The 25,387-nt window shown below is 36.2% G+C and carries 20 protein-coding genes, 3 tRNA genes and 1 rRNA gene; 14 read left to right on the top strand and 10 right to left on the bottom strand.

What is annotated here, in order from left to right; translation table 11 throughout:
* The first annotated feature begins 1 nt into the window (after window position 1).
* The 4 genes from rrf (at window position 2) to GYY69_RS05370 (ending at window position 785) form a co-directional block, all read left to right on the top strand.
* Window positions 2–117: ribosomal RNA gene (gene rrf / locus GYY69_RS05385) — 5S ribosomal RNA — on the top strand.
* 33 nt (window positions 118–150) lie between these two features.
* A tRNA-Asp gene (locus GYY69_RS05380) sits at window positions 151–227 on the top strand.
* Window positions 228–238: 11 nt separating this feature from the next.
* A tRNA-Trp gene (locus tag GYY69_RS05375) sits at window positions 239–314 on the top strand.
* A 132-nt stretch (window positions 315–446) separates the two neighbouring features.
* The gene (locus GYY69_RS05370; protein WP_065638849.1) at window positions 447–785 is read left to right on the top strand and encodes a DUF413 domain-containing protein; all 339 of its coding nucleotides are present in this window, start codon (window positions 447–449) and stop codon (window positions 783–785) included.
* Window positions 786–790: 5 nt separating this feature from the next.
* Here GYY69_RS05370 and GYY69_RS05365 read toward each other — a convergent pair whose 3' ends face one another.
* The 3 genes from GYY69_RS05365 to znuC form a co-directional block, all read right to left on the bottom strand.
* Entirely contained in the window at window positions 791–2,314 is a 1,524-nt protein-coding gene (locus tag GYY69_RS05365) for a YifB family Mg chelatase-like AAA ATPase (RefSeq protein WP_174796743.1), read from the bottom strand.
* 123 nt (window positions 2,315–2,437) lie between these two features.
* Window positions 2,438–3,238 carry a zinc ABC transporter permease subunit ZnuB gene (znuB, locus tag GYY69_RS05360; RefSeq protein ID WP_174796742.1) on the bottom strand — a complete coding sequence of 267 codons (801 nt, stop codon included), beginning with the start codon at window positions 3,236–3,238 and terminating at the stop codon, window positions 2,438–2,440.
* Window positions 3,231–4,013, bottom strand: a complete 783-nt coding sequence (gene znuC, locus GYY69_RS05355; protein WP_174796741.1) for a zinc ABC transporter ATP-binding protein ZnuC — start codon at window positions 4,011–4,013, stop codon at window positions 3,231–3,233. The genes znuB and znuC overlap by 8 nt, the downstream gene beginning before the upstream one ends.
* 93 nt (window positions 4,014–4,106) lie before the next feature.
* Here znuC and znuA point away from each other — a divergent pair, with 93 nt between their 5' ends.
* The 8 genes from znuA (at window position 4,107) to GYY69_RS05315 (ending at window position 13,098) form a co-directional block, all read left to right on the top strand.
* Complete coding sequence (gene znuA, locus GYY69_RS05350) at window positions 4,107–5,063, top strand: zinc ABC transporter substrate-binding protein ZnuA (RefSeq protein ID WP_202984952.1); 957 nt, start codon at window positions 4,107–4,109, stop codon at window positions 5,061–5,063.
* Between the two features lie 28 nt (window positions 5,064–5,091).
* Complete coding sequence (gene mepM, locus GYY69_RS05345; protein WP_174796740.1) at window positions 5,092–6,441, top strand: murein DD-endopeptidase MepM; 1,350 nt, start codon at window positions 5,092–5,094, stop codon at window positions 6,439–6,441.
* Window positions 6,442–6,571: 130 nt separating this feature from the next.
* On the top strand, window positions 6,572–8,905 hold the full coding sequence (mrcB, locus tag GYY69_RS05340) for a bifunctional glycosyl transferase/transpeptidase (protein WP_194240604.1): 2,334 nt from the start codon (window positions 6,572–6,574) through the stop codon (window positions 8,903–8,905).
* Between the two features lie 10 nt (window positions 8,906–8,915).
* On the top strand, window positions 8,916–9,725 hold the full coding sequence (mutM, locus tag GYY69_RS05335; protein ID WP_174796739.1) for a bifunctional DNA-formamidopyrimidine glycosylase/DNA-(apurinic or apyrimidinic site) lyase: 810 nt from the start codon (window positions 8,916–8,918) through the stop codon (window positions 9,723–9,725).
* Window positions 9,726–10,139: 414 nt separating this feature from the next.
* Window positions 10,140–11,435: a Tol-Pal system beta propeller repeat protein TolB gene (tolB, locus tag GYY69_RS05330; RefSeq protein WP_446718884.1), complete on the top strand. Its 1,296-nt coding sequence runs from the start codon at window positions 10,140–10,142 to the stop codon at window positions 11,433–11,435.
* 168 nt (window positions 11,436–11,603) lie between these two features.
* On the top strand, window positions 11,604–12,083 hold the full coding sequence (gene pal, locus GYY69_RS05325) for a peptidoglycan-associated lipoprotein Pal (RefSeq protein WP_065638856.1): 480 nt from the start codon (window positions 11,604–11,606) through the stop codon (window positions 12,081–12,083).
* A 67-nt stretch (window positions 12,084–12,150) separates the two neighbouring features.
* Window positions 12,151–12,891: a tol-pal system protein YbgF gene (gene ybgF / locus GYY69_RS05320; protein WP_174796737.1), complete on the top strand. Its 741-nt coding sequence runs from the start codon at window positions 12,151–12,153 to the stop codon at window positions 12,889–12,891.
* A 131-nt stretch (window positions 12,892–13,022) separates the two neighbouring features.
* Window positions 13,023–13,098: transfer RNA gene (locus GYY69_RS05315), tRNA-Lys, on the top strand.
* A 126-nt stretch (window positions 13,099–13,224) separates the two neighbouring features.
* Here the strand turns inward: GYY69_RS05315 and pepT are convergent.
* Together pepT and GYY69_RS05305 are read right to left on the bottom strand one after the other, a co-directional pair.
* The gene (gene pepT, locus GYY69_RS05310) at window positions 13,225–14,463 is read right to left on the bottom strand and encodes a peptidase T (RefSeq protein ID WP_174796736.1); all 1,239 of its coding nucleotides are present in this window, start codon (window positions 14,461–14,463) and stop codon (window positions 13,225–13,227) included.
* Between the two features lie 20 nt (window positions 14,464–14,483).
* Window positions 14,484–16,043 (bottom strand): AbgT family transporter, encoded by a 1,560-nt coding sequence (locus GYY69_RS05305; protein ID WP_174796735.1) that lies wholly within the window; start codon window positions 16,041–16,043, stop codon window positions 14,484–14,486.
* 650 nt (window positions 16,044–16,693) lie between these two features.
* Here GYY69_RS05305 and murJ point away from each other — a divergent pair.
* Together murJ and GYY69_RS05295 are read left to right on the top strand one after the other, a co-directional pair.
* On the top strand, window positions 16,694–18,232 hold the full coding sequence (murJ, locus tag GYY69_RS05300; RefSeq protein ID WP_174796734.1) for a murein biosynthesis integral membrane protein MurJ: 1,539 nt from the start codon (window positions 16,694–16,696) through the stop codon (window positions 18,230–18,232).
* A 739-nt stretch (window positions 18,233–18,971) separates the two neighbouring features.
* The gene (locus GYY69_RS05295) at window positions 18,972–20,483 is read left to right on the top strand and encodes a hypothetical protein (RefSeq protein ID WP_174796733.1); all 1,512 of its coding nucleotides are present in this window, start codon (window positions 18,972–18,974) and stop codon (window positions 20,481–20,483) included.
* 344 nt (window positions 20,484–20,827) lie between these two features.
* Here the strand turns inward: GYY69_RS05295 and dusC are convergent, their stop codons facing one another.
* The 5 genes from dusC to GYY69_RS05270 form a co-directional block, all read right to left on the bottom strand.
* A complete protein-coding gene (dusC, locus tag GYY69_RS05290) occupies window positions 20,828–21,790 on the bottom strand; it encodes a tRNA dihydrouridine(16) synthase DusC (protein ID WP_174796732.1) in 963 nt (320 codons plus the stop codon).
* Window positions 21,787–22,560 carry a molybdopterin-synthase adenylyltransferase MoeB gene (locus GYY69_RS05285; RefSeq protein ID WP_174796731.1) on the bottom strand — a complete coding sequence of 258 codons (774 nt, stop codon included), beginning with the start codon at window positions 22,558–22,560 and terminating at the stop codon, window positions 21,787–21,789. Before GYY69_RS05285 ends, dusC begins: the two co-directional genes overlap by 4 nt.
* Before the next feature lie 78 nt (window positions 22,561–22,638).
* Window positions 22,639–23,958, bottom strand: a complete 1,320-nt coding sequence (locus GYY69_RS05280; protein WP_174796730.1) for an amidohydrolase — start codon at window positions 23,956–23,958, stop codon at window positions 22,639–22,641.
* Window positions 23,959–23,978: 20 nt separating this feature from the next.
* Window positions 23,979–24,428, bottom strand: a complete 450-nt coding sequence (locus tag GYY69_RS05275; protein ID WP_174796729.1) for a hypothetical protein — start codon at window positions 24,426–24,428, stop codon at window positions 23,979–23,981.
* Window positions 24,425–25,216: a DUF3100 domain-containing protein gene (locus tag GYY69_RS05270; RefSeq protein ID WP_065638865.1), complete on the bottom strand. Its 792-nt coding sequence runs from the start codon at window positions 25,214–25,216 to the stop codon at window positions 24,425–24,427. Before GYY69_RS05270 ends, GYY69_RS05275 begins: the two co-directional genes overlap by 4 nt.
* Window positions 25,217–25,387: the final 171 nt, after the last annotated feature.

The following is a 25,387-nucleotide window of genomic DNA, read 5'->3' as shown; positions in this document are numbered from 1 at the left end:
GTCTGGCGGTAATAGCGCGGTGGTCCCACCTGACCCCATGCCGAACTCAGAAGTGAAACGCCGTAGTGCCGATGGTAGTGTGGGTATTACCCATGTGAGAGTAGGGGGCCGCCAGACTTTTAAATTTTATATATACACACCAAATTCGGTGGAGCGGTAGTTCAGTTGGTTAGAATACCTGCCTGTCACGCAGGGGGTCGCGGGTTCGAGCCCCGTCCGTTCCGCCACCTTTATTTTTAGGGGCGTAGTTCAATTGGTAGAGCACCGGTCTCCAAAACCGGGTGTTGGGAGTTCGAGACTCTCCGCCCCTGCCAAAAAATGATAACTTGTTCTAATTTTAGTCACTTGATTATTTTCATCTATATAAATAAAAAAATTTTGTTTACAGATTAACTTAGTTAATTATAATTCTCGCCCAAACACTTTTACAATCTAGAGGATAGAACATGGCTGAGAGTTTTGTAAGTCAACAACGCTTTTTTGATAATAAAAATTATCCAAGAGGGTTTTCTCGACACGGGGATTTTACTATTAAAGAAGCTTTGATTTTAGAAAAGCATGGTTGTGCTTTTAAAGATCTTGATGCAGAAACCAGAAATCCGTCTACTGCAGAAGAAAGATCATTTGTAGCCGTTTGCAAAGGTAAAAAAGAACCATCTACAGATTTTGAAAAAACGTGGCTGAAATATCTTTCTCGTATAAATAAACCAAAAAGGTTTCATACATTATCCGGTGGAAAACCACAAGTCGATGTGAGTGATGATTTTGTAGATAGCGATGACTAATTCTTTTAACCAATGTTTTTGTGTAATTGAATTAGTAATCGATCCATAGAACGATAACTCAATGCTTCTGAAATGTGTTTTCGTTCTATGTTTTCTGACAAATCTAAATCAGCAATTGTGCGTGATACTTTCAATATTCGATGCCATGCCCGAGCAGAGAGTCCCAATTTTATCAATGCCTGCTCTAAATATTCATTATTTTCATTTGATAGCTGACAATAGCATTGAATTTCATTTGTACTTAACTGACTATTTAATTTATTGTTTCTTTTAAACTGAATATTTCTTGCCTGTAAAACTCGCTGTTTTACTTTTTCAGTTGATTCTGAGGAAGTAGCTATTTTACTCAGTGTACCTTTCGGTAGTAAAGGCACCTCAATAGAAATATCAAACCTATCAAGAAAAGGTCCTGAAAGTCGATTTAAATAACGTATAGTTTGTTGTGGTGTCGTTCTATTATGTGTTCCTTGATAATGTCCTGTTGGACTTGGGTTCATTGCAGCTATTAATTGAAATTTAGCGGGAAACTTTATTTTTGCATTGGCTCTGGAAATGATAATTTCACCCGATTCAATTGGTTCTCTTAAAGCGTCTAATACCTTTCGATTGAATTCAGGCAATTCATCTAAAAATAATATTCCATTATGTGCTAGTGAAATTTCTCCTGGTTTGGGAATCGTTCCTCCACCAACTAGTGCTGCGGTTGATGCGCTATGGTGAGGTGATCTAAAAGGTCTTTTCCGCCAGTTTTTAATTGAGCCATTTGGGCTAACTAAACTGGTTATTGCTGCACTTTCAAGTGCCTCGTCATCTGACAGTTGAGGTAATAAGGATGTTAAACGAGTTGCTAACATCGTTTTCCCTGTGCCTGGAGGTCCAATTAATAATAAATTGTGACCTCCTGCAGCCGCAATTTCTAATGCTCTTTTGGCATGTTCCTGTCCGATTACATCTTGTAGACTAGTTGAGCTATTGTCAACATCATGATATTCACGATATTGTACTGTTGGTAAATCAATTTCTTTGTATAAATACTGACATAACTCTAATAAATTATTAGTAATTAATGTATTATTTTGATGAATCAAAGATATCTCAGATTGGTTTTCAGCAGAAATTATTAAGGTACGCTTTTTCTTTTTGGAAGAAATAGCAGCAGGAATCGCTCCTTTTACCGCTCTAATATTTCCTGATAACGCTAACTCGCCTAGAAATTCATAATGTAATAAATCTTCTGTTGGAATTTGTTCTGTTGCGGCAAGAATAGCAATAGCTATTGGTAAATCAAAGCGGCTTCCTTCCTTGGGTAGATCTGCTGGAGATAAGTTTACCGTTATTTTTTTAGCTGGAAAGGTAAAACCGCTATTAATAATGGCACTTCTAACTCGATCTTTGGCCTCTTTAACTGTTGCTTCAGGTAGACCAACTAAGACAAAGCCTGGCAAGCCATTACTAATATGAACTTCTACGTTTATTAAAGGCGCTTGTATTCCAATAGATGCTCGCGTATAAATAATTGCTAGTGACATAGTTTCTAATTATTAATATGTTGAATTGTATTGTTATAATATTAGAAAATATCAAGCAACCCATTAAAGCCATTTTATTAATGGGATATGATACGCAATAAATAATACGATTTTGCAATGATTTCAATTCTTTTTATTTAAAATGAGTTTTGAAATGAATAATGATATAAAAAATAGACAAGTATTACTTAATACTATTGATGGACCTGTTGGCGTGTCGTAAATAAATGAAAACATCAATCCAGTAATAACTGATAACATACCAATTATTATTGCAGTTAATGCCATTGTTTCAGGGGTTTTCGAATAATATTTGGCTGTTGCTGCAGGAATAATAAGCAAAGAAGTAATAATCAGTGCTCCGACAAACTTCATCGATAGGCCTATTGTTAACGCTAATAGTAGCGTCAAAAGTAATTTTGTGATTTGTACATTAATGCCATGGCTAAAAGCTAATTCTTCACTCACAGTAATGAATAAAATGTTATTCCATCGCCAAAACAATAAGGCGCCAATAAGTGCTACACAAATAATAATTTGATAGAGATCTGAATAAGTTACTGATAACAGATCACCAAATAAGTATCCCATTAAATCAATACGAATATTGCTCATTAAACTAATTACTACTAAGCCAAGCGATAAGGCACTATGAGCCAAAATACCAAGTAAAGTATCAATTGGAAGTTGTTTTTGTGCTTCTAACCAAATTAATCCTAAGGCGAGTAGAAGAGTTATAAAAATGACAGCATAAAATAAATTGATATTCAGTAAAAATCCAAATGCGATACCAAGTAAAGCAGCATGTGATAACGTATCGCCAAAATAGGACATCCTACGCCAAACAACGAAAGTACCTAACGGTCCTGTTATACTTGTTAAGCATAATCCAGCTAATAAAGATGGTAATAGTAACTCAATCATTATTTTTCCTTTCATAGCTAGGCAAAACAATTACCTTATTATGTTTAATAGGGGATTTGCAACAATCATGTTGGTGATTGTGATGGTGTTTATAAACAGCAATTTGTGATGCCTCATGTTGACCAAAAAGAGAAATAAATTCTGGGTCATTTGATACAATGGCTGGCGTACCAGAGCAACAGATATGGTGATTTAAACAGATTACTTCATCTGTTTTTGCCATCACTAAATGAAGATCATGAGAAACCATTAAGACACCGCAATTAAACTGATTTTTAGCATCTGCGATTAAATCATATAACAGTACCTGACCATTGACATCTACGCCTTGAGTTGGCTCATCAAGAATCAATAATTGCGGTTTCTTTGCTAAGGCTTGAGCTAGTAAAACACGCTGTAATTCACCACCCGATAATTGATGCATCGATGTATTGATTAAATATTCAGCTTTCACCATAGATAATATGTTAAGAATATCTTCGTTATTTAACTGCTTATTTAAGCGTATAAAACGTTTAACAGTAATAGGTAGAGTTGAATTTAAGTTGATTGACTGCGGAACATAGCCAATTGTTAAATTAGGTGAACGCCTGATTGTCCCTGATGTGTACGGAACTAACCCTAAAATGACTTTTACTAAGGTCGATTTACCTGCACCATTAGGGCCTAATAATGTAATAATTTGATTAAGATGTATTTTTAATGAAATGTCATATAATATTTTTCGATGGTCAATTTCCACCGAAACATTATCAAGCGAAATTAGTGGTGTCATATTGTTAAAAGCCCTTGCCCATAAATATGTTATGTTATATTATAACAACGGTTGGTTTTATTCTATCATACTTTATAAATATGGGATAATGATGTGGAAAAATATATTTTATTAAATTGTAAACGATTAGTCTCTTTTTTAAAAATACTTGTTTCATTCGTATTTATCCAAAGCATTACTAATTATGCTAACGCGAAAATTGTTTCGTCTGTAAAACCGATAGGTTTTATCGCCGAAGCCATTGCTTCAGGAGTGACTGATACTGATATTTTACTTCCTGATGGCGCCTCTCCCCATACCTATAATTTAAAGCCATCCGATTTGGCTAAACTAAAGTCAGCTGAACTTGTGATTTGGGTTGGTGAAGATATGGAAGCTTTTATGCCAACAATCCTAAAAAGTATTGATAATCAAAATCAAATTGAATTAATGACAATACCAGAGATTAAGGCGTTACTTCGAACTAGTCATGATGTTCATGAGCATGAAGAACATCATTCTGCTGATATGACTGCTCAAGATCACCATGGTGAATATGATGAGCATATTTGGCTTTCACCTAACATTGCTAAGATTATTGCGCAGTCAATCCATGATAGGCTTATTACACTATATCCAGATAAAAGTGTATTGGTTGATGAAAATTTGCGCGAATTCAACATTAAGCTCGCAGAAATAGAACAAAACATTGCAAAAAAACTCATTACCGTACAAAATAGAGGGTATTTTGTGTTTCATGATGCGTATGGGTATTTTGAGGCACGGTTTGGATTAAAAAAACTAGGTAGTTTTACTATAAATCCAGCAGTTCAACCTGGTGTTCAAAAGGTTTATGCTATTCAACAAGAGCTCAAAGAACACAAAGCAGTATGCGTATTTCGTGAGCCACAGTTTAGCCCTGCAGTTATTGAAAAATTAGTGGATGGAACAGATGTTCGAATTGGAGAATTAAATCCATTAGGAACAGATATCGCTCTTTCCAAAGATGCATATTCACAATTTTTATTAAAATTAACACAGCAACTGTTGGATTGTTTAGATAGAAACTAATTTTGATAATAAATAGTTAAGGTTAATTTTGGCAAGACAAATAAAATCCCCTGATATTGAAAAAAATAATTTTAAAATCCCCTATTTTTCAATATTAGGTGTTCTTTTTATTGTTATTTTATTTACTGCTTTGTGGCGTCCACTCAATTTGGATCGAACGGTTTATGTTCCTTTAACTCCTCAAGTTGAAATTACTGTAAATAATAATTCTCACTCTCTTGCTGATGATGGCAGAGTTGAGATGGTAAATGGAAAAACGGCTACAGTTGTTGAATCATCAGATGTTCCTGAAGATGAGATCGTTAAAGATGAATTAGATGACATCGTTGATGATAAAGATAACTCAGTGCAATATACTATTGTGCGTGGTGATACTCTACATGATATTTTAATTCGCTATAATGTTAATCGAAATGATATTTATCAGTTAACGACTAAATTTAAACAACTCGCAAATTTAAGAATAGGCCAACAGATTAGCTGGACGACTGATAATAATCATAATTTGCAAACTTTTAGTTGGACAATATCAAGTAATAATATTCGAATCTATGAAAAATCGGGCGATAAATTTGTAGAAAGTTCTGAAACAGCTGAAGTAGTACCGCAAAATATTGTTATAAAAGGTGATATTAAAACTAATTTTGTTGCTGATGCTCGTAAAAGTGGTCTAACCAGTAATGAAATTGGTATTATTACCCGCGCTTTACAATGGCGTTTAGATTTTCGAAGATTACAAGTTGGTGACAAATTTTCAGTTGTTTTAACACGGGAAATGCATGGTAAAAGTTTATCCAATAGCCAGTTACTAGGTGTCCGTGTTAAAAATGGAACCAAAGATTATTATGCTATTTTAGCAGATGATGGTAAATATTATGACATCAACGGTAGCAGTTTATCCCAAAGCTTTTTCCGTTATCCTTTAGCAAAAAAAGCGCGTGTTTCTTCTGGATTTAATCCGCGTCGTTTGCACCCAGTTACGGGACAAATAGCCCCTCATAATGGTGTTGATTTTGCGGTATCGCGCGGCACACCGGTATTATCCGTTGGTAATGGTGAAGTAGTCATTGCAAAGTATAGCGGTTCAGCAGGTAACTATATTGCTATCCGGCATGGCCGTCAGTATATGACCACTTATATGCACTTGGATAAAATTTTAGTCAAACCAGGGCAACAAGTTAAGCAAGGTGATAAAATTGGACTATCAGGAAACACAGGGCGTTCCACGGGGCCTCATTTGCACTTTGAGTTACATATTAATAATAAGCCTGTTAATCCGTTAACTGCAAGCTTGCCTATTTCGGAAGGATTAACAGGTAAGTCGAAAAAGGCGTTCCTGTCAAAAGTTAAAAGTGTTGGATCCCAGCTAAACTTTTAAATTTATGCATTTGTTTTATACTTAAATACCTACTTACCTGAAACTTTTTTACAAAAAGAAGAGCAAGGTATCCTTAAAAAATTATGTTATCATAAGTCAATTTTATTGAATAATAAATGTTAGGTGCAGTTTGAACACATCAACTAAAACAGCAAAAAAACTATCTTCTAAAAAGACTAAAAAAAATAAAAAGCCTACACTTTTGCGACGATTATTAACATTATTATTTAAGTTATTTCTCGTATTGGCTGCTGTGGCTATTATTTATGGTGTCTATCTCGATCAACAAATCAAAGAGCGGATTGATGGAAATGTGTGGGAGTTGCCCGCTGCAGTTTATGGGCAAATAATTGATCTTGAGCCTGATAGTGAATATAGCTTAAATGATGTGATTACAATGTTGGTTGGTGCACAATATCGTCAGCAAGAGACTAAAGCTACCCGCCCAGGTGAATTTATTGTAAGACATGATGTGGTCGAAGTTTATCGTCGGCCTTTTACTTTTCCTGATGGTGAAGAGCAAGCTTTTAGAGTCAGAATTACTTTTTATGAAAATCGTATCGATCGTATTACTAATCTAGATACAGGACGTGATTTTGGATTACTTAAGATTGATCCTAAATTAATTACCATGATGCATTCGCCAAATGGCGAACAGCGGTTATTTGTGCCATTAAAAGAATTCCCTGATTCATTGTTACAAACATTGGTAGCAACAGAAGATAAACGTTTTTACCATCATCATGGTGTAAGTTTATATTCTATTGGTCGCGCTATTTTTGTTAATTTAACAACAGGCCGTACCGAAGGAGGGAGTACACTAACTCAGCAAACGGTAAAAAATCTTTTTCTAACTAATGAACGTAGCTTAAGTCGAAAAATACGTGAGGCATATATGGCGTTGATTTTGGATGGCCGTTATAGCAAAGAGCGTATTTTAGAACTTTATTTAAATGAAGTATATTTTGGACAAGCGGGTAGTGAAGAGATCCATGGGTTTCCATTAGCTAGTCTTTACTATTTTGGTCGTCCAGTTAATGAACTTACATTGGATCAGCAAGCAGTGCTGGTTGGTATGGTAAAAGGAGCTTCGCTATATAATCCTTGGACACAACCTCAACAAGTTATAGAACGTCGTAATGTGGTTTTAAAACTTGCTGAGCAGCAAGGTATTATTGATGATGATCTGTATACTTTATTAAGTCAGCGCCCACTAACAGTTCTACCTAAAGGTGGTGTGATTTCACCACAACCAGCATTTATGCAAGTTGTGCGCAGTGAACTTCGAAAACAATTAGGTGATAAAGCAGATCATTTGTCTGGTATGAAGATTTTTACTACCTTTGATCCTGTGGCTCAATCTGCTGCAGAGCAAGCGGTTACTAATGAAATTGAGAAACTACGTACATCAACCAATAAAGAATTACAAACAGCAATGGTGATTGTGAGTCGCGAGACTGGGGAAATTCGCGCTATTATTGGTAGCGCAGATCCGCGTTATCCGGGTTATAATCGTGCTTGGTTAACTCAGCGAGCAATTGGTTCATTAGCTAAACCGTCAACTTATCTAACCGCACTCGGACAACCCGATCATTACCAACTTAATACTTGGCTTAACGATAATCCTTTATCGATTAAGCTTGATGGTGGGGGGTATTGGGAACCGAAAAACTATGATCGTAAATTTCGCGATCGTGTTATGTTGGTCGACGCCCTAGCGCTTTCACTCAATGTACCTACTGTTAATTTAGGTATGGCATTGGGGCTTGATGCAACAAAGAATACTTTACAAGCGTTGGGCGTACCAGCAGAGCGTATACCTAATTTACCATCAAGGTTACTTGGTGCTTTAGAATTAACACCGTTAGAAACTGCACAGATGTTTCAAACGATAGCTAATAATGGTCAACGTTCTCCACTGTCTATTTTAAGATATGTATTGACGGATAAAGGTAAGCTTGTTTATCAACGCTATCCACAACAGCTTCAGGCAGTATCCCAACAATCGGCTTATTTAACTACTTATGCTATGCAACAAGTGGTTAATTCGGGGACATCTCGTTCATTAAAAGCTAAATACGGTTCGTTTAATTTAGCTGCTAAGACAGGAACAAGTAATGATTCTCGTGATAGCTGGTTTACAGGGATTGACGGTAAAAATGTTGCTGTTATTTGGATTGGTTTAGATGATCATTCTCCAATGAAATTGACAGGGGCAACTGGTGCTCTAAAAATTTATAGTGAATATTTACAAAATAACCCACCAAAGAAATTAGTATTGCCACAGCCTCAAAATATTTTTATGGTGCCTATTGATAGTGATGGACAGTGGCAATGTAATGGAAGTGGCATTCGATCTTTACCTGTATGGACGATTAATCCTCAGAGCTTATGTACTGGCAATAAGCAGTCAGTGCCTGCTCAGCAAGCTCCAACTTGGGTTACAGACCTATTAAATAACTAGGGGGAATAATATGCCTGAATTACCAGAAGTTGAAACAAGTCGCCGAGGCATCTTACCGTATTTAAAGGGACAAACTATAGATAAAATTATTGTTCGACAATCTAAATTACGCTGGCCGGTTGATAGGGCTATAAGTAATGCTCATGGACAAGTGATTTTAGATATAAAACGCCGTGCAAAATATTTATTATTACAGCTATCTAACAATTGGATTGTGATTCATTTGGGAATGTCAGGTAGCTTACGTATTTTACAAAACCGCCAAAAAGCAGAGAAGCACGATCATATCGATCTAGTTTTAGGAAATGGCGTCATATTACGTTATACCGATCCTAGGCGTTTTGGATCTTGGCTTTGGGCAAATTCATTAGGTGAAATATCTCAATTACAACATTTGGGACCAGAGCCTTTAAGTAATGAATTTTCAGTGGAATATCTATTCGAAAAAGCCCGAAATCGTCAAGTACCCATTAAAAGCTGGATTATGGATAACCATATTGTGGTTGGAGTCGGTAATATTTACGCTTCTGAATCGTTATTTATGGCTAAAATTAATCCTAATCGCAAAGTTAACACTTTACAATTTAATGAATTTGAAAGATTGGTTGCTTCCATTAAACAAGTTCTTACCAAATCAATTGAACAAGGCGGAACAACACTAAAGGATTTTCTTCAGTCTGATGGCAAACCTGGATATTTTGCACAGGAGTTACTCGTTTATGGGCGGGATGGCAAGCCATGCCTAATTTGTGGTACAGAAATAAAATCACAAAAAATAGGACAGCGTAATACTTTTTATTGTGAAAATTGCCAAAAATAATGGCATCTTTTTAACCAAAATTCTCACCTCCTTATGGCCACCATCAAAATTATAAACTTTTTGATATATCCGCTCTTTTTCATGTATAAAAATATCTTTTCAAACTCTTTAAACCTTATTTAAATAGGATTAGTATAGGCATCCACAATAGAATAATTTTTTATTATTACTTTGAGTATTTTATATAGTAAAGCCATTATTATTAAACAAATCTTTTTATTTTAAAGACTATGGACTTGTTACCAGATATCGGCTATCTTTCTCGCTACAAAATTGTTTATGTTTTATAAAGTTTAGTATGTGGAGTTAGTTAACGGCAATATATTAATTTTTAAAGGTTTTATTTTCTGTTTTTTATCGGTTTATGTTTAATTTAACTCAATGTTTCTTGCTTTTATTAAGGAATTTAAGATGATCAAATTCGCTTCTCGCTTTTTGACAACTTGCTTTATTTTATTTTTTACCACAATGGCTAATTCTGAGGTCAGAATTATTATTACTGATGGTGTGAGTTCAGCTAAACCAATCGCTGTTGCCCCATTTAAATGGACTGGAGGTGGAGAACCTCCACAAATTATTGAAGATATTATTGCTTCTGATTTGCGTAACAGCGGTAAGTTCAATCCTATTGACGTTAATCAAATGCCTCAAAAACCAACCACTGCTTCAGAGGTTACTCCTGCAGTATGGAATAATATTGGTGTCTCAGCGGTTGTTGTAGGGGCAATTCAGCCTGATGTATCTGGAAAATACCTTATAAATTATCAATTAATTGATACAGTCAACCGTCCTGGTACAGTTCTGGCACAAAACCAATTTTCTATTGAAAAACGCTGGGTTCGTTATGCGGCGCATACTGCTAGTGATGAAATCTTTGAATCACTAACGGGTATTAAAGGTGCATTTAGAACACGAATTGCTTATGTTGTTAAAACAACCAAAGGACCTTTTTCGCATGAATTAAGAGTGTCTGATTATGATGGTTATGATCAAACCACTGTTCATCGTTCTAAAGAACCGTTAATGTCTCCTACTTGGTCACCAGATGGTAAAAAATTGGCCTATGTGACTTTTGAAGGTGGTCATTCTGCATTGGTTTTAAAAACATTAGAGAGCGGTGCCGTTCAAACAATTGCATCTTTTCCTCAACATAATGGCGCTCCGGCATTTTCTCCTGATGGTAGTAAATTAGCGTTTGCTTTATCTAAAGGGGGAAGCTTAAATTTATATATGATGGATTTAAGTAGCAAAAAAATCACGCAAATTACCTCTAGTCGTAGTAATGATACGGAACCATCTTGGATGCCGGATAATCAAACTATTATTTACACTTCTGACCAAGCGGGTCGTCCTCAATTATATAGTATCAACATCAATACGGGTGAATCACAGAGAGTCACTTGGGATAATACCCAAAATCAGAATGCCCGAGTGTCACCAGATGGTTCTTTTATTGCTATGATCTCAACTAATAATCGTGAACAACATATTACTCGATATGATATGGATACAAAAACTTATCAACGTCTAACAGATACTTTTTTAGATGAAACGCCAAGTATTGCGCCAAACGGTACTATGATCATTTATAGTTCATCTCAAGGATTAGGCACCATTTTGAATCTTGTTTCTACCGATGGTAATTTTAAAGCAAGGTTACCAGCAACCGATGGGCAAGTAAAATTCCCAGCATGGTCGCCATATTTATAAGAAGAGCCTAGCATTTATACAATATTGCAATGATTAAAATTGTGTTAAGTATAAGGGCGTTATAATATATATGTCTAATCTTTCAGGTCGGTAACAGATGTTACTTTGAAGTTGGTTAGATGTATAATATATAAGTAATAATTTATTTAAACAAAAGGAGTTAATACAATGCAATTTTCTAAATTTTTTAAAGTAGCCGCGGTTGCTTTACCATTAATCGCTGTAACTGCATGTTCGTCTAATAGCAGCCACAACGAGAGTGGTAATTTAAACGGTACTTTATCAAAAGAAGCTTTAGAGCAACTTCAAAAATTACAACAAATCAATACGGTATATTTTGATTTTGATAAATACAATGTTAAATCCGAATATGAAACATTATTAAATGCGCACGCTGTATTTATTCGTTCAACTAACCTAAAAGTTGTTATCGAAGGTCATGCTGATGAACGTGGTACCCCAGAATATAACATCGCCTTAGGTGAACGTCGCGCTGCAGCAGTTAAGTCATACTTACAAGGTAATGGTGCTTCTGCAAGCCAAATGGAAATCGTTTCTTATGGTAAAGAAAAACCAGCTGTATTAGGTCATGACGAAGCGACTTATGCTAAAAACCGTCGCGCTGTAGTAACCTATGCTGGATATTAATAGCATTTTATAACGGCTGATTGTTCAGCCGTTTTTTATTTTCTAAGTTCACGACGAGTCAAATAATATGCATAAAAAAATACTGACATTGTTCTTATTTCTTTTATTCACTGGTTACGGTTGTGCTGCGGGTAGCTCTGATATCGATCGAACCATTCAAGCCCAAGGGCAGTTGTTGATTCAAAACCAACAAAAAATTAGCGATTTACAAGCCGATGTAGATACCCTTCGTGGCCAGTTAGAAGAAACAAAATATCAACTTAATCAAATAATTGAACGTCAAAAAATGATTTTTCAGCAAATGGCTAATGGCTCTGGGTTTTCATCGAATTCTAATTTTGACTCACAAGAAAATAGTTCAACACCATCTTCTGACTCGACTTCATCAACATCTTCTTCGTCAGATTTATCAGGATGGAGAACTTCAGGTGATGATAAAGCTGATTATAATTTTATAATGCAGTTTGTTAATGATGGTAAACAAAATAATGAGGCTATTGCCGCGTTTCAAAAGTATTTAAAAACTTACCCAAAGTCTAAGTACCGAGCTAATGTTAATTATTGGCTTGGTCAACTTTCATATAGACAAAACAGAAAAGACGATGCCTCATTTTACTACGCAACCGTAGTAAAAGATTTTCCATCATCTCCGAAAGCTGCTGATAGCCTTTATAAAGTAGGATTGATTTTACTTGATAAAGGGGATGCTAAAAAAGCTAAAACGGTTTTCCAACAAGTGGTAAATAAATACCCAAAAGATAAGAATGTAGTTGATCGTGCGAATAAAAAATTAGCATCGCTAAAGTAAAGTGTATAAATAACCAGCTATTGCATGAAAATGACAATAAAAGGGTTGCGTAGCCTTATAATTATAAGTATTATACCAACCCGAAATCGCTTGTAGCTTTAAGTATTAAAGGTAAAGTGGTTTTGTCAAATGGGTCGTTAGCTCAGTCGGTAGAGCAGCGGACTTTTAATCCGTTGGTCGAGCGTTCGAATCGCTCACGACCCACCATTTATCTCATAAATCTTCATTACTTCGTTTTTGGCTAACCCTTTTCAATGTTTGCATTGTGGACAGAATAAATTCTGATATTTATCAGTATGCTCAAAAAAGGGAGATATCCCCCCTCTTTTTATATTATTTAGCTTTGGCGGCTAATTCGATAATTTTCATCGTTACTTCAAAAGATTTAAGAAATGATGATAATGGTAAAAACTCAAAGCACGAATGAAAGTTATGTGCACCAGTAAAGTAATTTGGTGTTGTAAGACCTCTAGCAGAAAGTGCTGAACCATCCGTTCCCCCCCGCATAGCGATCGTATTAGGTTGAATCTTGAGTTGCTCAAATGATTGATAAATCAAATCAATACAGCGACGATCATTACCCAAATAGTTAGCTATATTGCTATAAATATCAGTAATTTTACACTCAATTTTAGCCCTTGGATATTTTCGGCTAATAAAACTCACCACTTCTTGGATATAAGCTTTACGTGCTTCATATTTAGCTAAATCAAAGTCACGAATACTCATTTTTAATGTTGTGGTACTTTGATTGCCAACAATATCATTAAACCAAAAATAACCTTCTTTACCTTCGGTATGTTCAGGTGTTTCGAAACTATCAAAACAGTTAATAATATCATTAGCTACACGAATAGGATTGATTAAAACATTTTTTGCCGACATTGGATGAGCAGATACACCAGTAATCTCAATGATTGCTGAGCCAGCATTGAAAGTTTCATAAACGACTTCACCAAGTTCACAACAATCGATTGTATAAGCAAAATCAGGTTTGAAGCGATTTAAATCAAGTTTCTTAGCACCATTTAAGCCTACTTCTTCATCAGGTACAAATGCCACATAAATATCACCATGTGTAAGATTTTGTTGTTGTAATTGATCTAACATTGTCATCACAACGGCAATGGCGGCTTTATTATCAGCACCAAGTACACTTGTGCCATCAGTGACAATCAATTCATCATTAAGATACTTATTCAATTCAGGATGTTCATCAACTTTAAACCAGATATTTTTATCTTTATTTAACAGGAAATCTTGACCGGTAAAGGTCACTCTCTGTGGATTGATTTTATCTGATAAGGCAACATCGACTGTATCAAGATGGGCAACATAACCAATTTTTGGTGCATTTGGATTATTGCCTGGTAGTTTAGCCGTTACAATACTATGCTCATCAAGGTGAACATCTTGTAAATTAAGTTCGATCAACTCTTGTTTGAGTAATTTGGCTAATTCTGTTTGCCCTGGGGTTGAGGGGACATGCGCACATCCAAGAGCACTTTGACTTGGAACGTTAACATAACGTAAAAAACGCTCAACTAATTGTTCGGTAATATTATTCATCATAGGTTGACTCCTTATGGCAACTAATTATTTACGGGTGGATATACATAGCCACTATCAAAACCAATTGGTAGATCTAAGAACCAAAAGAGCAATAAGTTTACCGTTAATGCAATAAGTAGTGCGGCGGTATAAGGAATCATCATCGAACTCAATGTGCCTACACCTGTGTTTTTGCAGTATTGCTGGCAATAAGCAATAATCAAAGGGTAAAAAGCAAACATAGGTGTGCTAACATTAACTGCCGAGCTGATACGATAAGCCGCTTGCGTTAGTTCTGGTGAGATGCCAACTGACATAAGCATTGGTACAAAAATCGGTGCTAATATGGCCCATTTAGATGATGCAGAGGTAATTAACACATTTAACATGCTCGTTAGAATTATTACTCCAAAGATTGTGACAACTGAAGGCAGATGTAGCGCTTTTAAAAACTCAGCACCACCAATCGCAATTAATGTTCCAATTTGTGAATGAGAAAAGACATATAAAAATTGTGCACAAAAGAACGCAAAAACAATAAATGGAATAAGAGATTTTGTGATGTTCTCCATCGCTTTTACAATATCGCGCGACGATTTAAATGCTCTGGTTATAAAACCGTGTATTAATCCCGGAATGGCAAAAAATACAAACAATAGTGGCACAATAATTTGCATAATTGGAGCTTTATTGCTTGTCATACTTCCATCAGGAGCACGTAATAAAGAGTTTTCTGGTAATAATAATAAAACCAAACCAATAGCAATCGTTAAAAAGACAATTGAAGCGACTTTAAATGCTCGGTTTTCAATAGGCGTGATCGCTGGCGAATTGGCAATATTATCTAACTTTAAATCATTATTTAAAGGCATGGTTTCATTTAAACGAGGTTCGACGATTTTATCGGTAACAAACCAGCAAGCTAATAATACAAAAAAAGTACCGCCAAAGCTCAAAAAGTAGTTACAAAGCACATTGACTTGATAAGAGGGATCGATAATTTGTGCGGCACTTTGGGTAAAGCCTTGCATAATTGGATCGATAATTGATGGCGTATAACTTGAGCTAAACCCACCTGCTAAGCCTGCAAATGAAGCAGCAATACCCGCCAATGGATGGCGCCCAATTGCATAAAACATCATCGCTGACACAGGCATTAAAATCACATAAGCCGAATCAGCAGCAATATGGCAAACCATACTGACAAAAATAACTGAAGGTGTCACTAATTTTTTAGGGGTGATAGCCAATAATTTTTTAAGTAGTACATGGATATAACCACTACTTTCAGCAATACCAATACCTAATGTTGCCACAATAGTAATGCCAAGTGGTGGGAACGAGACAAAATTAGGCACCATCTTGGTAAAAAAAGTGACTAAATGATCGGGAGCCAGCATATTGACAACAACAAGTTTATTTTGCGTAACAGGATTAATGTAATTAAAGTTTACAAAAGAGAGTAATAAAGAAGCTACAAAACAGATAATTAAGGCATAAAAAAACAGTGTTGTTACATCGGGAATTTTGTTGCCAATTCGTTCAATAGCATTTAGGAAGCCACCCGTTCTTATCGGCGACGGATTAGTTGTTTGATTCATGATAAAATTAGTATAAATATTATTCGGGATGATAATTTAACACAGATTTATTATGCTGGTAAATAACGCAAATCGCTATATTTTTATACTTAAACACGCTTTTATCTGAAGCTTTTTTACACTACAATTCTTGTAGATAAGTTTATCTTTAAACTAACGTTAATACGCATGTAGCTAAGTATTGTACTCATTGATCTTGAATATCGTTTAAACGGTATTAGGATTAATTTGCGAGCTATTATTCACTTTAGTTACATTTTTTTGTTAATTGTAAGTACGATCATAAAATTACATATTGACTACTTGGTTTTAAAAATAGAATGTAGTTTGTGAGTAAAATACTAAACTAACCTAATCAACATAAAAGTTTAATAGCTATTTTTGTTATTAATTAACATATTCCTATCTATTAAGGCTACCTACAATATGTCCTCATTTTGCAGAAAATTCGTGATCGGCTCTGAATGGTAGTTGGATACCTAAGCTTATCAAGGTGATACACAACACATTACTTTTGCAAAAATATCAACTATCAGTTTGATTTGTAAAAAGCTAAGTTTATTGAAAAAAGCATGGTGATTTAAAGTAATAGTTTGTAGACTATGCTCAATTATCGGTTTTAGGCTGTATACTTTGTATATAAATTGAATATGAATCTTTTAAAATCTTTAGCCACAGTTAGTTCAATGACGATGGTCTCTCGCGTATTAGGTTTTGTGCGTGATGCCATTATTGCGCGTTTTTTTGGTGCTGGTATGGCGACCGATGCTTTTTTTGTTGCCTTTAAACTTCCTAATTTACTACGTCGTATTTTTGCAGAGGGGGCTTTTTCACAAGCCTTTGTGCCTATTTTAGCTGAATATAAAAATCAGCAAGGTATTGAAGCAACGCGTACTTTTGTTGCTTATATTGCAGGATTATTAACGCTAGTATTAGCTATTGTTACCTTAATTGGTGTTGTCACAGCACCTTTTATTATTATGCTAACAGCACCAGGATTTATGCAAGAGACAACCGAAAAATTTGAACTTGCAACGACCATGTTGCGTATAACCTTTCCTTATATCTTTTTTATATCTCTGGCTTCACTTGTTGGCGCTATACTCAACACGTGGAATCGTTTCTCGGTTCCCGCTTTTGTACCAACACTACTCAATGTGAGTATGATTATATTCACACTATTTTTAGCACCTTACTTTAACCCTCCCGTATTAGCACTTGCCGTGTCGGTTGGAGTTGGCGGGATTTTGCAATTACTCTATCAGCTACCTTATTTAAAAAAGATTGGCATGCTAGTATTGCCCCGTATTAGTCTTAAAGATAGCGGTGTTTGGCGCGTTTTAAAACAGATGGGGCCGGCAATTTTAGGGGTATCTGTTGGGCAAATATCATTAATTATTAATACGATTTTTGCATCATTTCTCGTTTCTGGCTCGGTTTCGTGGATGTATTATGCAGATCGATTAATGGAATTCCCTGCCGGTGTACTTGGTGTGGCATTAGGTACCATATTATTGCCATCGTTAGCCAAAAGCTTTTCTAAAGGCGATCATAAACAATATTCAGAGTTGTTAGATTGGGGATTACGCCTCTGCTTTTTATTGGCTTTACCAAGCACGATTGCATTAGGTGTTATTTCTCGACCGCTTATATCAACGTTATTTGAATATGGCCAATTTACCTTAAATGATACATTGATGACACAGCGAGCCTTAGTGGCTTATTCTATCGGTCTACTTGGATTGATTTTAATTAAAGTGTTAGCACCCGCATTTTATTCGCGTCAGGACATTAAAACCCCCGTCAAAATTGCAATTGTCACGTTAATTTTAACACAGCTAATGAATCTCGTTTTTATTGGGCCATTACAGCATGCAGGCCTTTCACTATCCATTGGTTTAGCTGCTTGCTTTAATGCTGGATTATTGTATTGGCAACTGCGTAAAAAACAACTTTATCAACCCCAACCTGGTTGGTATCGGTTTTTGATTAAAGTCATTATTGCTGTAATAGTAATGTCTGCTGTGTTATGGTTTGGTTCACACTTATTACCTGACTGGTCAACCGGCTCAATGTTGGTTCGTATTGGGCGATTGTTTGCATTGGTAATTGTTGGAATCGTTGTTTATTTTGCGTCATTGATTTCTATGGGATTTAAGATCAAACACTTTATTAAACGAATTGATTAACAACAAACAATCATTAAAATTTTATTAAAAATTTAGGTAATAGGAACGTTTAAGTAAAAATTAATAAGGAAATAAGATGAAAAAAGTGTCTTTTTTTACTCTCCCCATTATTGGGGGTGTAGTTTATTTTTTATTGAGTTGTTTTTTTCAATGTATTTCGCATTTGTGCAATACCATTACGAAACTTTTTTAGACGTATTTCGGTTACTAGATTTTGGTATTTCATTTTATTTCTATCAAAATAAATTTGTAGATACATTATGGGTTTTTGGCGTGTTGTCGCTTGTTCTTCATTACAAAAATGTTCATATTATTAATAAAATCAATGTAATATTATTGATTTTTATGATGATAATATTTTCAATAATTGCTGCATTTATTCAACAAAGTATAATTATTTATTTCTACGAGCTATCTATTTAATAAAACTTTACAAATTTTCAACAAAAAAATAGCGCATTATTAATCAACAGGATATGATACAGGCACTTTAAAATAAAGTAGTGCTCATTAATTGAGCTGTTTTTATTTAAATTTAAATAAAAACATAAATTTAATTGACTGGATAATCGAAATGCGTTACCATGACTATCATATCTGGCATCTGGCTTGCCAAACCTGCGCCCTAAATCTTTTTTATTTTCACTATAGTCAAAATCAGACCCTTTTCTTATTTTTATCACCGAAGTTATCGAAATCATCACGTTTAGTAAAGTCGTCGGATATATCGGTGTTTTTTTTGTGGAGGTTGAGTTTTTTACCTTTTTCATTTTTCTTCTCTAACCTATCTAATTTATTTGGGTTATCTAAATCACATAAATTATTTAAATTAACTAAATTCTCGCTGTTCTTTGCACCACTGCTTTTATTATCATACACGCAGGGTTCTCAGGCATTAACATCGCATACATCAAGGAAAATTGAGGGTAACGCGCCGTATTTAACGTTTGATGGTGGACTAACTAAAGTGACTTCGACGGATAATCTATTAGCTATTGAGTTGCCGGATGGTAGAACCCTCAAGCCATCAACTAACACATCAAGTTCGAGAAATCCGATAAAGCTAGTCAATGGAACTACTTTTAATGATATACACATGGTGGTGCCATTATCGGTAAATACAGTCAGTTTAAATGACTTAATTACTCAAGGTAATTGGGGAGATGACGATGGGGATGGCCAGGGTACTAATGGTGTTACTGCGACGGGAAGTGTATCGGTGAGTTTTACTGATGCGGATAATAATACTGTAAGTCGTAGTGAAGCATTAGATATTTGTAAGGTTCCTTATAAGATGACATTAAGTAGTACAGGAGGAGGTTTACAAACAAAGTACGGGTTACCTAATACAAGAAATTTTAGTAGTCAAACAGTGACGTATTATATTAATCCGTATGGTGGTACTCGTATTTGTTTTGTCAGGCCGAATACTAATGGTTCTGTCTTCAAACCCTCTAGCATGGTTCCTAATAAGGGATTTTTAGTTCAGTCAACAAGTTCGTCATCTTACGGCCTTAATTTTCCAACAATGGGGGGGGATGGTTTGTATTTTGATTTACTCATAGCTGGGGTTGATGCCAGTCAGTTGACATGGCCTTCAGTCTCGCGTGGAGGGATAACAGCTAGGGTGAGTTGGAGACTGCCAAAACAAGGTGAGGAAGAGGATGCGTGGATTTATGAGGATGATGATAGATCTAGTTATGTAACGCGAGTAACCTTAACGGGCCCTAAGGCAAGTGATGCTCAAATGCAGTCAGATAATCCTAGCCCTTTAACCGTGCCATCTTTGCCGCAGACATTTGAGTTGGTGGGTAGAGATAGTAGTGGGAATGAGGTGAGGTATGGATTTGTGTTGAGACAGTGGTTTGTCCATCGAGGTACTAAACAGGATTATTGGTCTAACCAAATATCTTGGTGTGGTCGTTTGGGTTATCGTGCGCCAAAGCTCAAGGAGTTAACTAACGCGAAGTGTGGTTCAGATAATCGGTTCCCATGTTATGATGGCATAGATGGTGCCACGCCGTCGTCAAATACATGGTATAACACGCGTTATATAGGCGCAGGATTTTTCACGGAGTGGGGCGACTTAGGCCATTATTACATTGACGGGGGCTCCAACTTTATAGGCTTCTGGGACTCCAGCTGGACAAGCGACGCTACAGATAGCGGTGTCCACTTTATTGTCTATGGCGGTGATGTCCGCATTAGAGATGGGTCGTACCGCGAGCACATTTATTGCACCACACCTTAGCTTTTATTTCTTAGCCCTTAATCCTTAGGTCGTGGAGGGAGGGAGATGGTGCAAACGAGGATAATTTATTAAAGAACAGCGCCCTAGCGTAGTTGGGGGGCTTTATTGGGAGTGCGGTTGTTGTGGTTTAAATTCGAAGTTTATTTTGTTCAACAACGCTAATACGTCCGAAACCATTGCACCCAATCAATTGTAATCACAAAAAAGTATTGATTTATTAAAGTTTTTTGATGGAATAGCTTGTAAAAAACTTTAATAAAATCAATGTCTTTTCTGACTGATTTTTATGAAACCTTATCCCCCTACATCGTTATAATAAATGAACACCAATTGCTATTTTGTTATTACCTAAGGAAGTTATTTTGGCTGTTCTTCGTTAAGAAATCACTGATCTCTTGCTGTGATTTGAGTGTTCGAATATTTTGTAGGACGTCTGCTGCTTGAGCATAGTGCTGTTTTAAGTAAGCAAGCCACTGTTTGATGCGTGCAGAATGATAAAGCGGTTTAACGTCATCAATGGAGGATGTCGCATAGTGGATTAAAATTTCCATCACTTGTTGCCAACTGAATGCTGATTGTTCAGTTCGAATCATATTAGCTAAGTTAGGAATTGTTAAAATACCACGGCCTAGCATAATATCGTTAGTTTGGCTTTGGTTTATGCAATTTTTTGCATCCTCAATAGAAAAAATTTCACCATTAGCAATAACGGGTATGTTTAGATGTTGCTTGATTTGACCTATTGTTTGCCAATCTATTTTTTCGGTTTTGTAGCCGTCTTCTTTGGTTCTGCCATGAATAGCAATTTCATTGGCACCGGCAAGTTCAATGGCACTGGCGATGTCGTGACAATGTGATTTATTATCCCACCCTAAGCGAATTTTGACTGATAATCTATGCGTTGCCCCAATTGCTTGCCTTACTTGGCTAACAATATTAAATATCTGCTCGGGATATTGTAATAAATAAGCGCCTCCGTGACTGCCAACGACCGTTTTGGCTGGGCAACCAAAATTGATATCGATACCATAAGAGCCTAATTCAATAGCTTTAGTGGCATTTTCCGCCATCCATTCTGGCGACTGGCCAAGAATTTGCACCCGAACTGGCGTGCCAGATTTAGTTTTTCCGTTATGGTAAAGCTCAGGACATAGGCGATAAAAGGTTCGATTAGATAATTTATGATGGGTTACTCTAATAAATTCAGTCACACAATAATCAAATTGGTTAATTGAAGTTAAAAGTTGTCTGACTTGATAATCAAGCACACCCTCCATGGGCGCTAAAATAATGCGATTAATTTTCATTGAGAAACCTGATTAGTTTGACTATTTCCGCAAATGCGACAGTTAAGTTGTTTGGTAAATTTAACTTGGTTAAATTCCATTGTCATTGTATCAATCATTAATACACGACCAATTAATGGTTTTCCATATTGGGTTAGCACTTTGATGGCTTCTAAGGCTTGCATGGTGCCAAACATGCCAACAAGTGGTGCCATGACACCCGCTTCAACACAAGTGAGTTGATCTTGACCAAATAAGCGGCTCAAACAGTGATAACAAGGTTCATCAGGCTGATAAGTAAATACGCTTAATAATCCCTCCATACGGATTGCTGCTCCAGAAACTAGTGGTTTTTTTACATGAAAACAACAACGGTTAATTTGCTCTCGTGTCATTAAGTTATCAGTACAGTCGATGACAATATTATGCTGTTTGATAAGCGCAATGAGCTTGTCATCGTCAAGTTGCTGATGCACTGTTTCAATTAACGTATTGGCATTGATATTGGTTAAGGCTTCTTTTGCAACCTCGACTTTGTATTGATTGATAGCTCTTTCGGTATATAAGATTTGTCGATTTAAGTTGGATTTTGATATGGTATCAAAATCAACTAACGTTAATTTACCTAAACCTGATGCAGCCAAATAGAGCGATGCCGCACAGCCGAGTCCACCTAAACCGATGATCAGTGCTGAACTGTTTTTTAATATTTGTTGTTTATCAATATCAAAACTACGCAATGTGATTTGTCTATCATAACGAAACAGTTCTTGATCAGTCAGTTCTTGCATAGTGGGTGTTTATTGTGGTTAATTATGAAGAAGCATTATAACAGAAACTTGGCACAACAATGTGCCAAGCCATTAAGATTATTTGTCAAAGCCAGACAGGAATGTTAAATATTCTTCTTTGGTCATGAGTGGTTTATATTCTGACATCAGTGTTTGTGCTGGTTTTGCGTCGTCATAAAGTAAATCGATAATTGTACAGGCCATCATTTGCGCAGGACAGATGTAAGCCATATCTTCATCAAATACGGTATAATCTTTACCATGTAAAACACCTCGAACTGAACCAATCCATGGGTGGCTAACAGGCATAATATGGGATAGATCGCCAGTATCCGTGCTTCCTGTCATATGAGGGGCAACTGAAACGTTTTTTTCACCAATTAACTCTTCGGCATTACGCTTTAAAAGCTCGTTAAGCGTTGAGTTGTTATTTAATGGTAGATAGCCAGGCAAGTCCTTAATTTCGCAGGTGGCACCAACCGCCATAGCGCCTGCTTTTAGTGCTTGATTAATTCGTTCATTGGCATCAATCATGGCGGGCACATTGCCTGCTCGTACATAGCTTTCCATTCTTACATCGCTTGGAATCACATTAACTAAATCACCGCCTTGGGTAATAATCGGGTGGAATCTAATATAGTCTTTTTCTTGAAATGTTTCGCGAATAGCATGCACACCCATCATTCCCATCATTGCTGCATTTAAAGCATTGACACCCGCATGTGGCGCAGCCGCCGCGTGTGACGCTTCGCCTTTATATTTAATCAGTTTACCGATAAAACCATTACTGGTGGTTGATATTTCGATAAAACCATCTTGGCGGTCATTGGGTACGCTAGTTAAGTGTATTTGCAGTGCCATATCAACATCGTCAAATTCACCCCGCGAAATTAGCTCTGGTTTGCCACCAATATATTTGATTTTACCTTCTTCAATTAAGCGATTGCGATAAGTGATTTCAACATATTCTTCAGCAGGTACCGCAAAAGGTACGACATCGCCCGCTAAAAATTGCATAGCCTCTGCATCAATTAATCCCATCGTGACTGCCATCATATTGGCAATTTGCGCATTATGCCCACAACAGTGCGCAGCGCCAGATATTTCGTCAGCAGCAGGGTGATCTGCACAAATAATGGCATCAAGTTCACCAATAACAGCAATGCTGTACTGACTACCTTTTCCGCCTTTTAAGCGACCTTTTACGCCAGTTATAGCCAATTTATTTTTAAATGGCACACCTAATTTTTCAAAGGCTTCTTCGACTTTTTTAGCGGTTTTGTGTTCTTTATAACCAAGTTCTGGTTCAACCCAAATTGACTGAGCAATCGCTTTGATGTCAGCTTTTCGGTTTGCTATTGCGTTACAAACCTTTTTTTTAAGTTCTTCTTTCGTCATACGTTAAATCCTAATTCAAATTAGATGACACCTTCCCAATGCAAGGTGATTTGTGCAATGATTGCCGCAAAAATAAAGGTACCTGAAAACACGGCTAACGAAACAGGGATGATTCGCCAAGAGATACTTTTAAATAATGCTAAATCTTTGCCAATAGCCAGTCCTGCATAAGCAAGTACTGGGGTACAAACAGCCAATAAAGAAACCTGATCAGTCATTGAAACAACTTGTTCGTGATAAGGAAATATTGGTGATGAAGCTACTGCGGCTACGACTGATACCCATAAAATAACTGGAAATTTGTTTAATAGTGGAATTTTACCAACAAAATAGCCGGCTATTGATATAGCAACTAAGATTGATAATGCTTGTAATGACATCATAAAATCAATTTTGTAACCTACAGTATTGCCGGCAGCCATAATAATGGCAACTAAGATCAGTAAAAATATTGTTTCTAGGCATTTCATGATAGCGATCCTTCTTTGTTACGTCGTAAGCGGGCAAAAAGGTTATATAAGAAAGAGGCAAAAGGTAACGAAAATAGCGTATAAATATAAATGCCAACAATACTCGACATTAAGTTTGCGGTTGTTGCATAGGCCTTGATTTCACTAGCCATTTCAGGATAAAGGTCACTTATTGGTGCAAGTGAAGCCGCCATCATACTACCGCTTCCAACCCCAGCTCCCATCGCTAACGCATAAGGATGAAGGATATCTAATTTTGCCATTACACTAGCAAGTATGCTCATCCAAATAGCACCATAAAGTGTGCCACAAACATACATCGCCATAACGCCTCGACCTTCAGCAGAATCTAATCCATATTTATCGGCAACGATCGCGATATTGGGTTCGCGAGCAACTGAATACGTTGCGCCCACCGCTTCACGTTTCATGCCTAATATCATTGCCAGTGGTAAACCTAATAAAATCGTGCCGGCAAAATGCCCCAACTCTTGAAAAATTAAGGCTAACTTCGCATCTTTTAGAATCATATCAATTTTAGGACCAACCGAGACGCCAAGCTTGGCAACAAGCAGCATTAAAGTGACTATCATGATAGCACTAGCATGATTCATATTTTTTAGTTTTAATATTTTTAATTTGGGCAGGCTAATTATTCCGCCAATAATCATGGCGTATAACATCGGATACACTGAGATAGTCCAGATCGATTGTTTACCGATGAACTCACATACTAAAACAACGACTAGTGCAAGAGCATGTACTCTATAGTCTTTTAAAATTTCCATCCTTATGGCCTCATAGAATATTTTATTGTTAATAAAATTAGTTATGGTCACTAAAATCGTAATCAACAATTATCATTGTGTAGTTAATATACATAACCTAATTTACTTACGTCAACAAACAAGTTTCATCAATTACGCGTTAGTAAACAATATGGTAATAACAACACAAAA

Origin of the sequence: Gilliamella sp. ESL0250 (assembly GCF_013345045.1) — a bacterium.
GTDB classification, from domain to species: Bacteria; Pseudomonadota; Gammaproteobacteria; order Enterobacterales; family Orbaceae; genus Gilliamella; species Gilliamella apicola_H.
The sequence above is the reverse complement of the archived record's forward strand: the minus strand, read 5'-3'. Positions and strand labels throughout refer to the sequence as shown.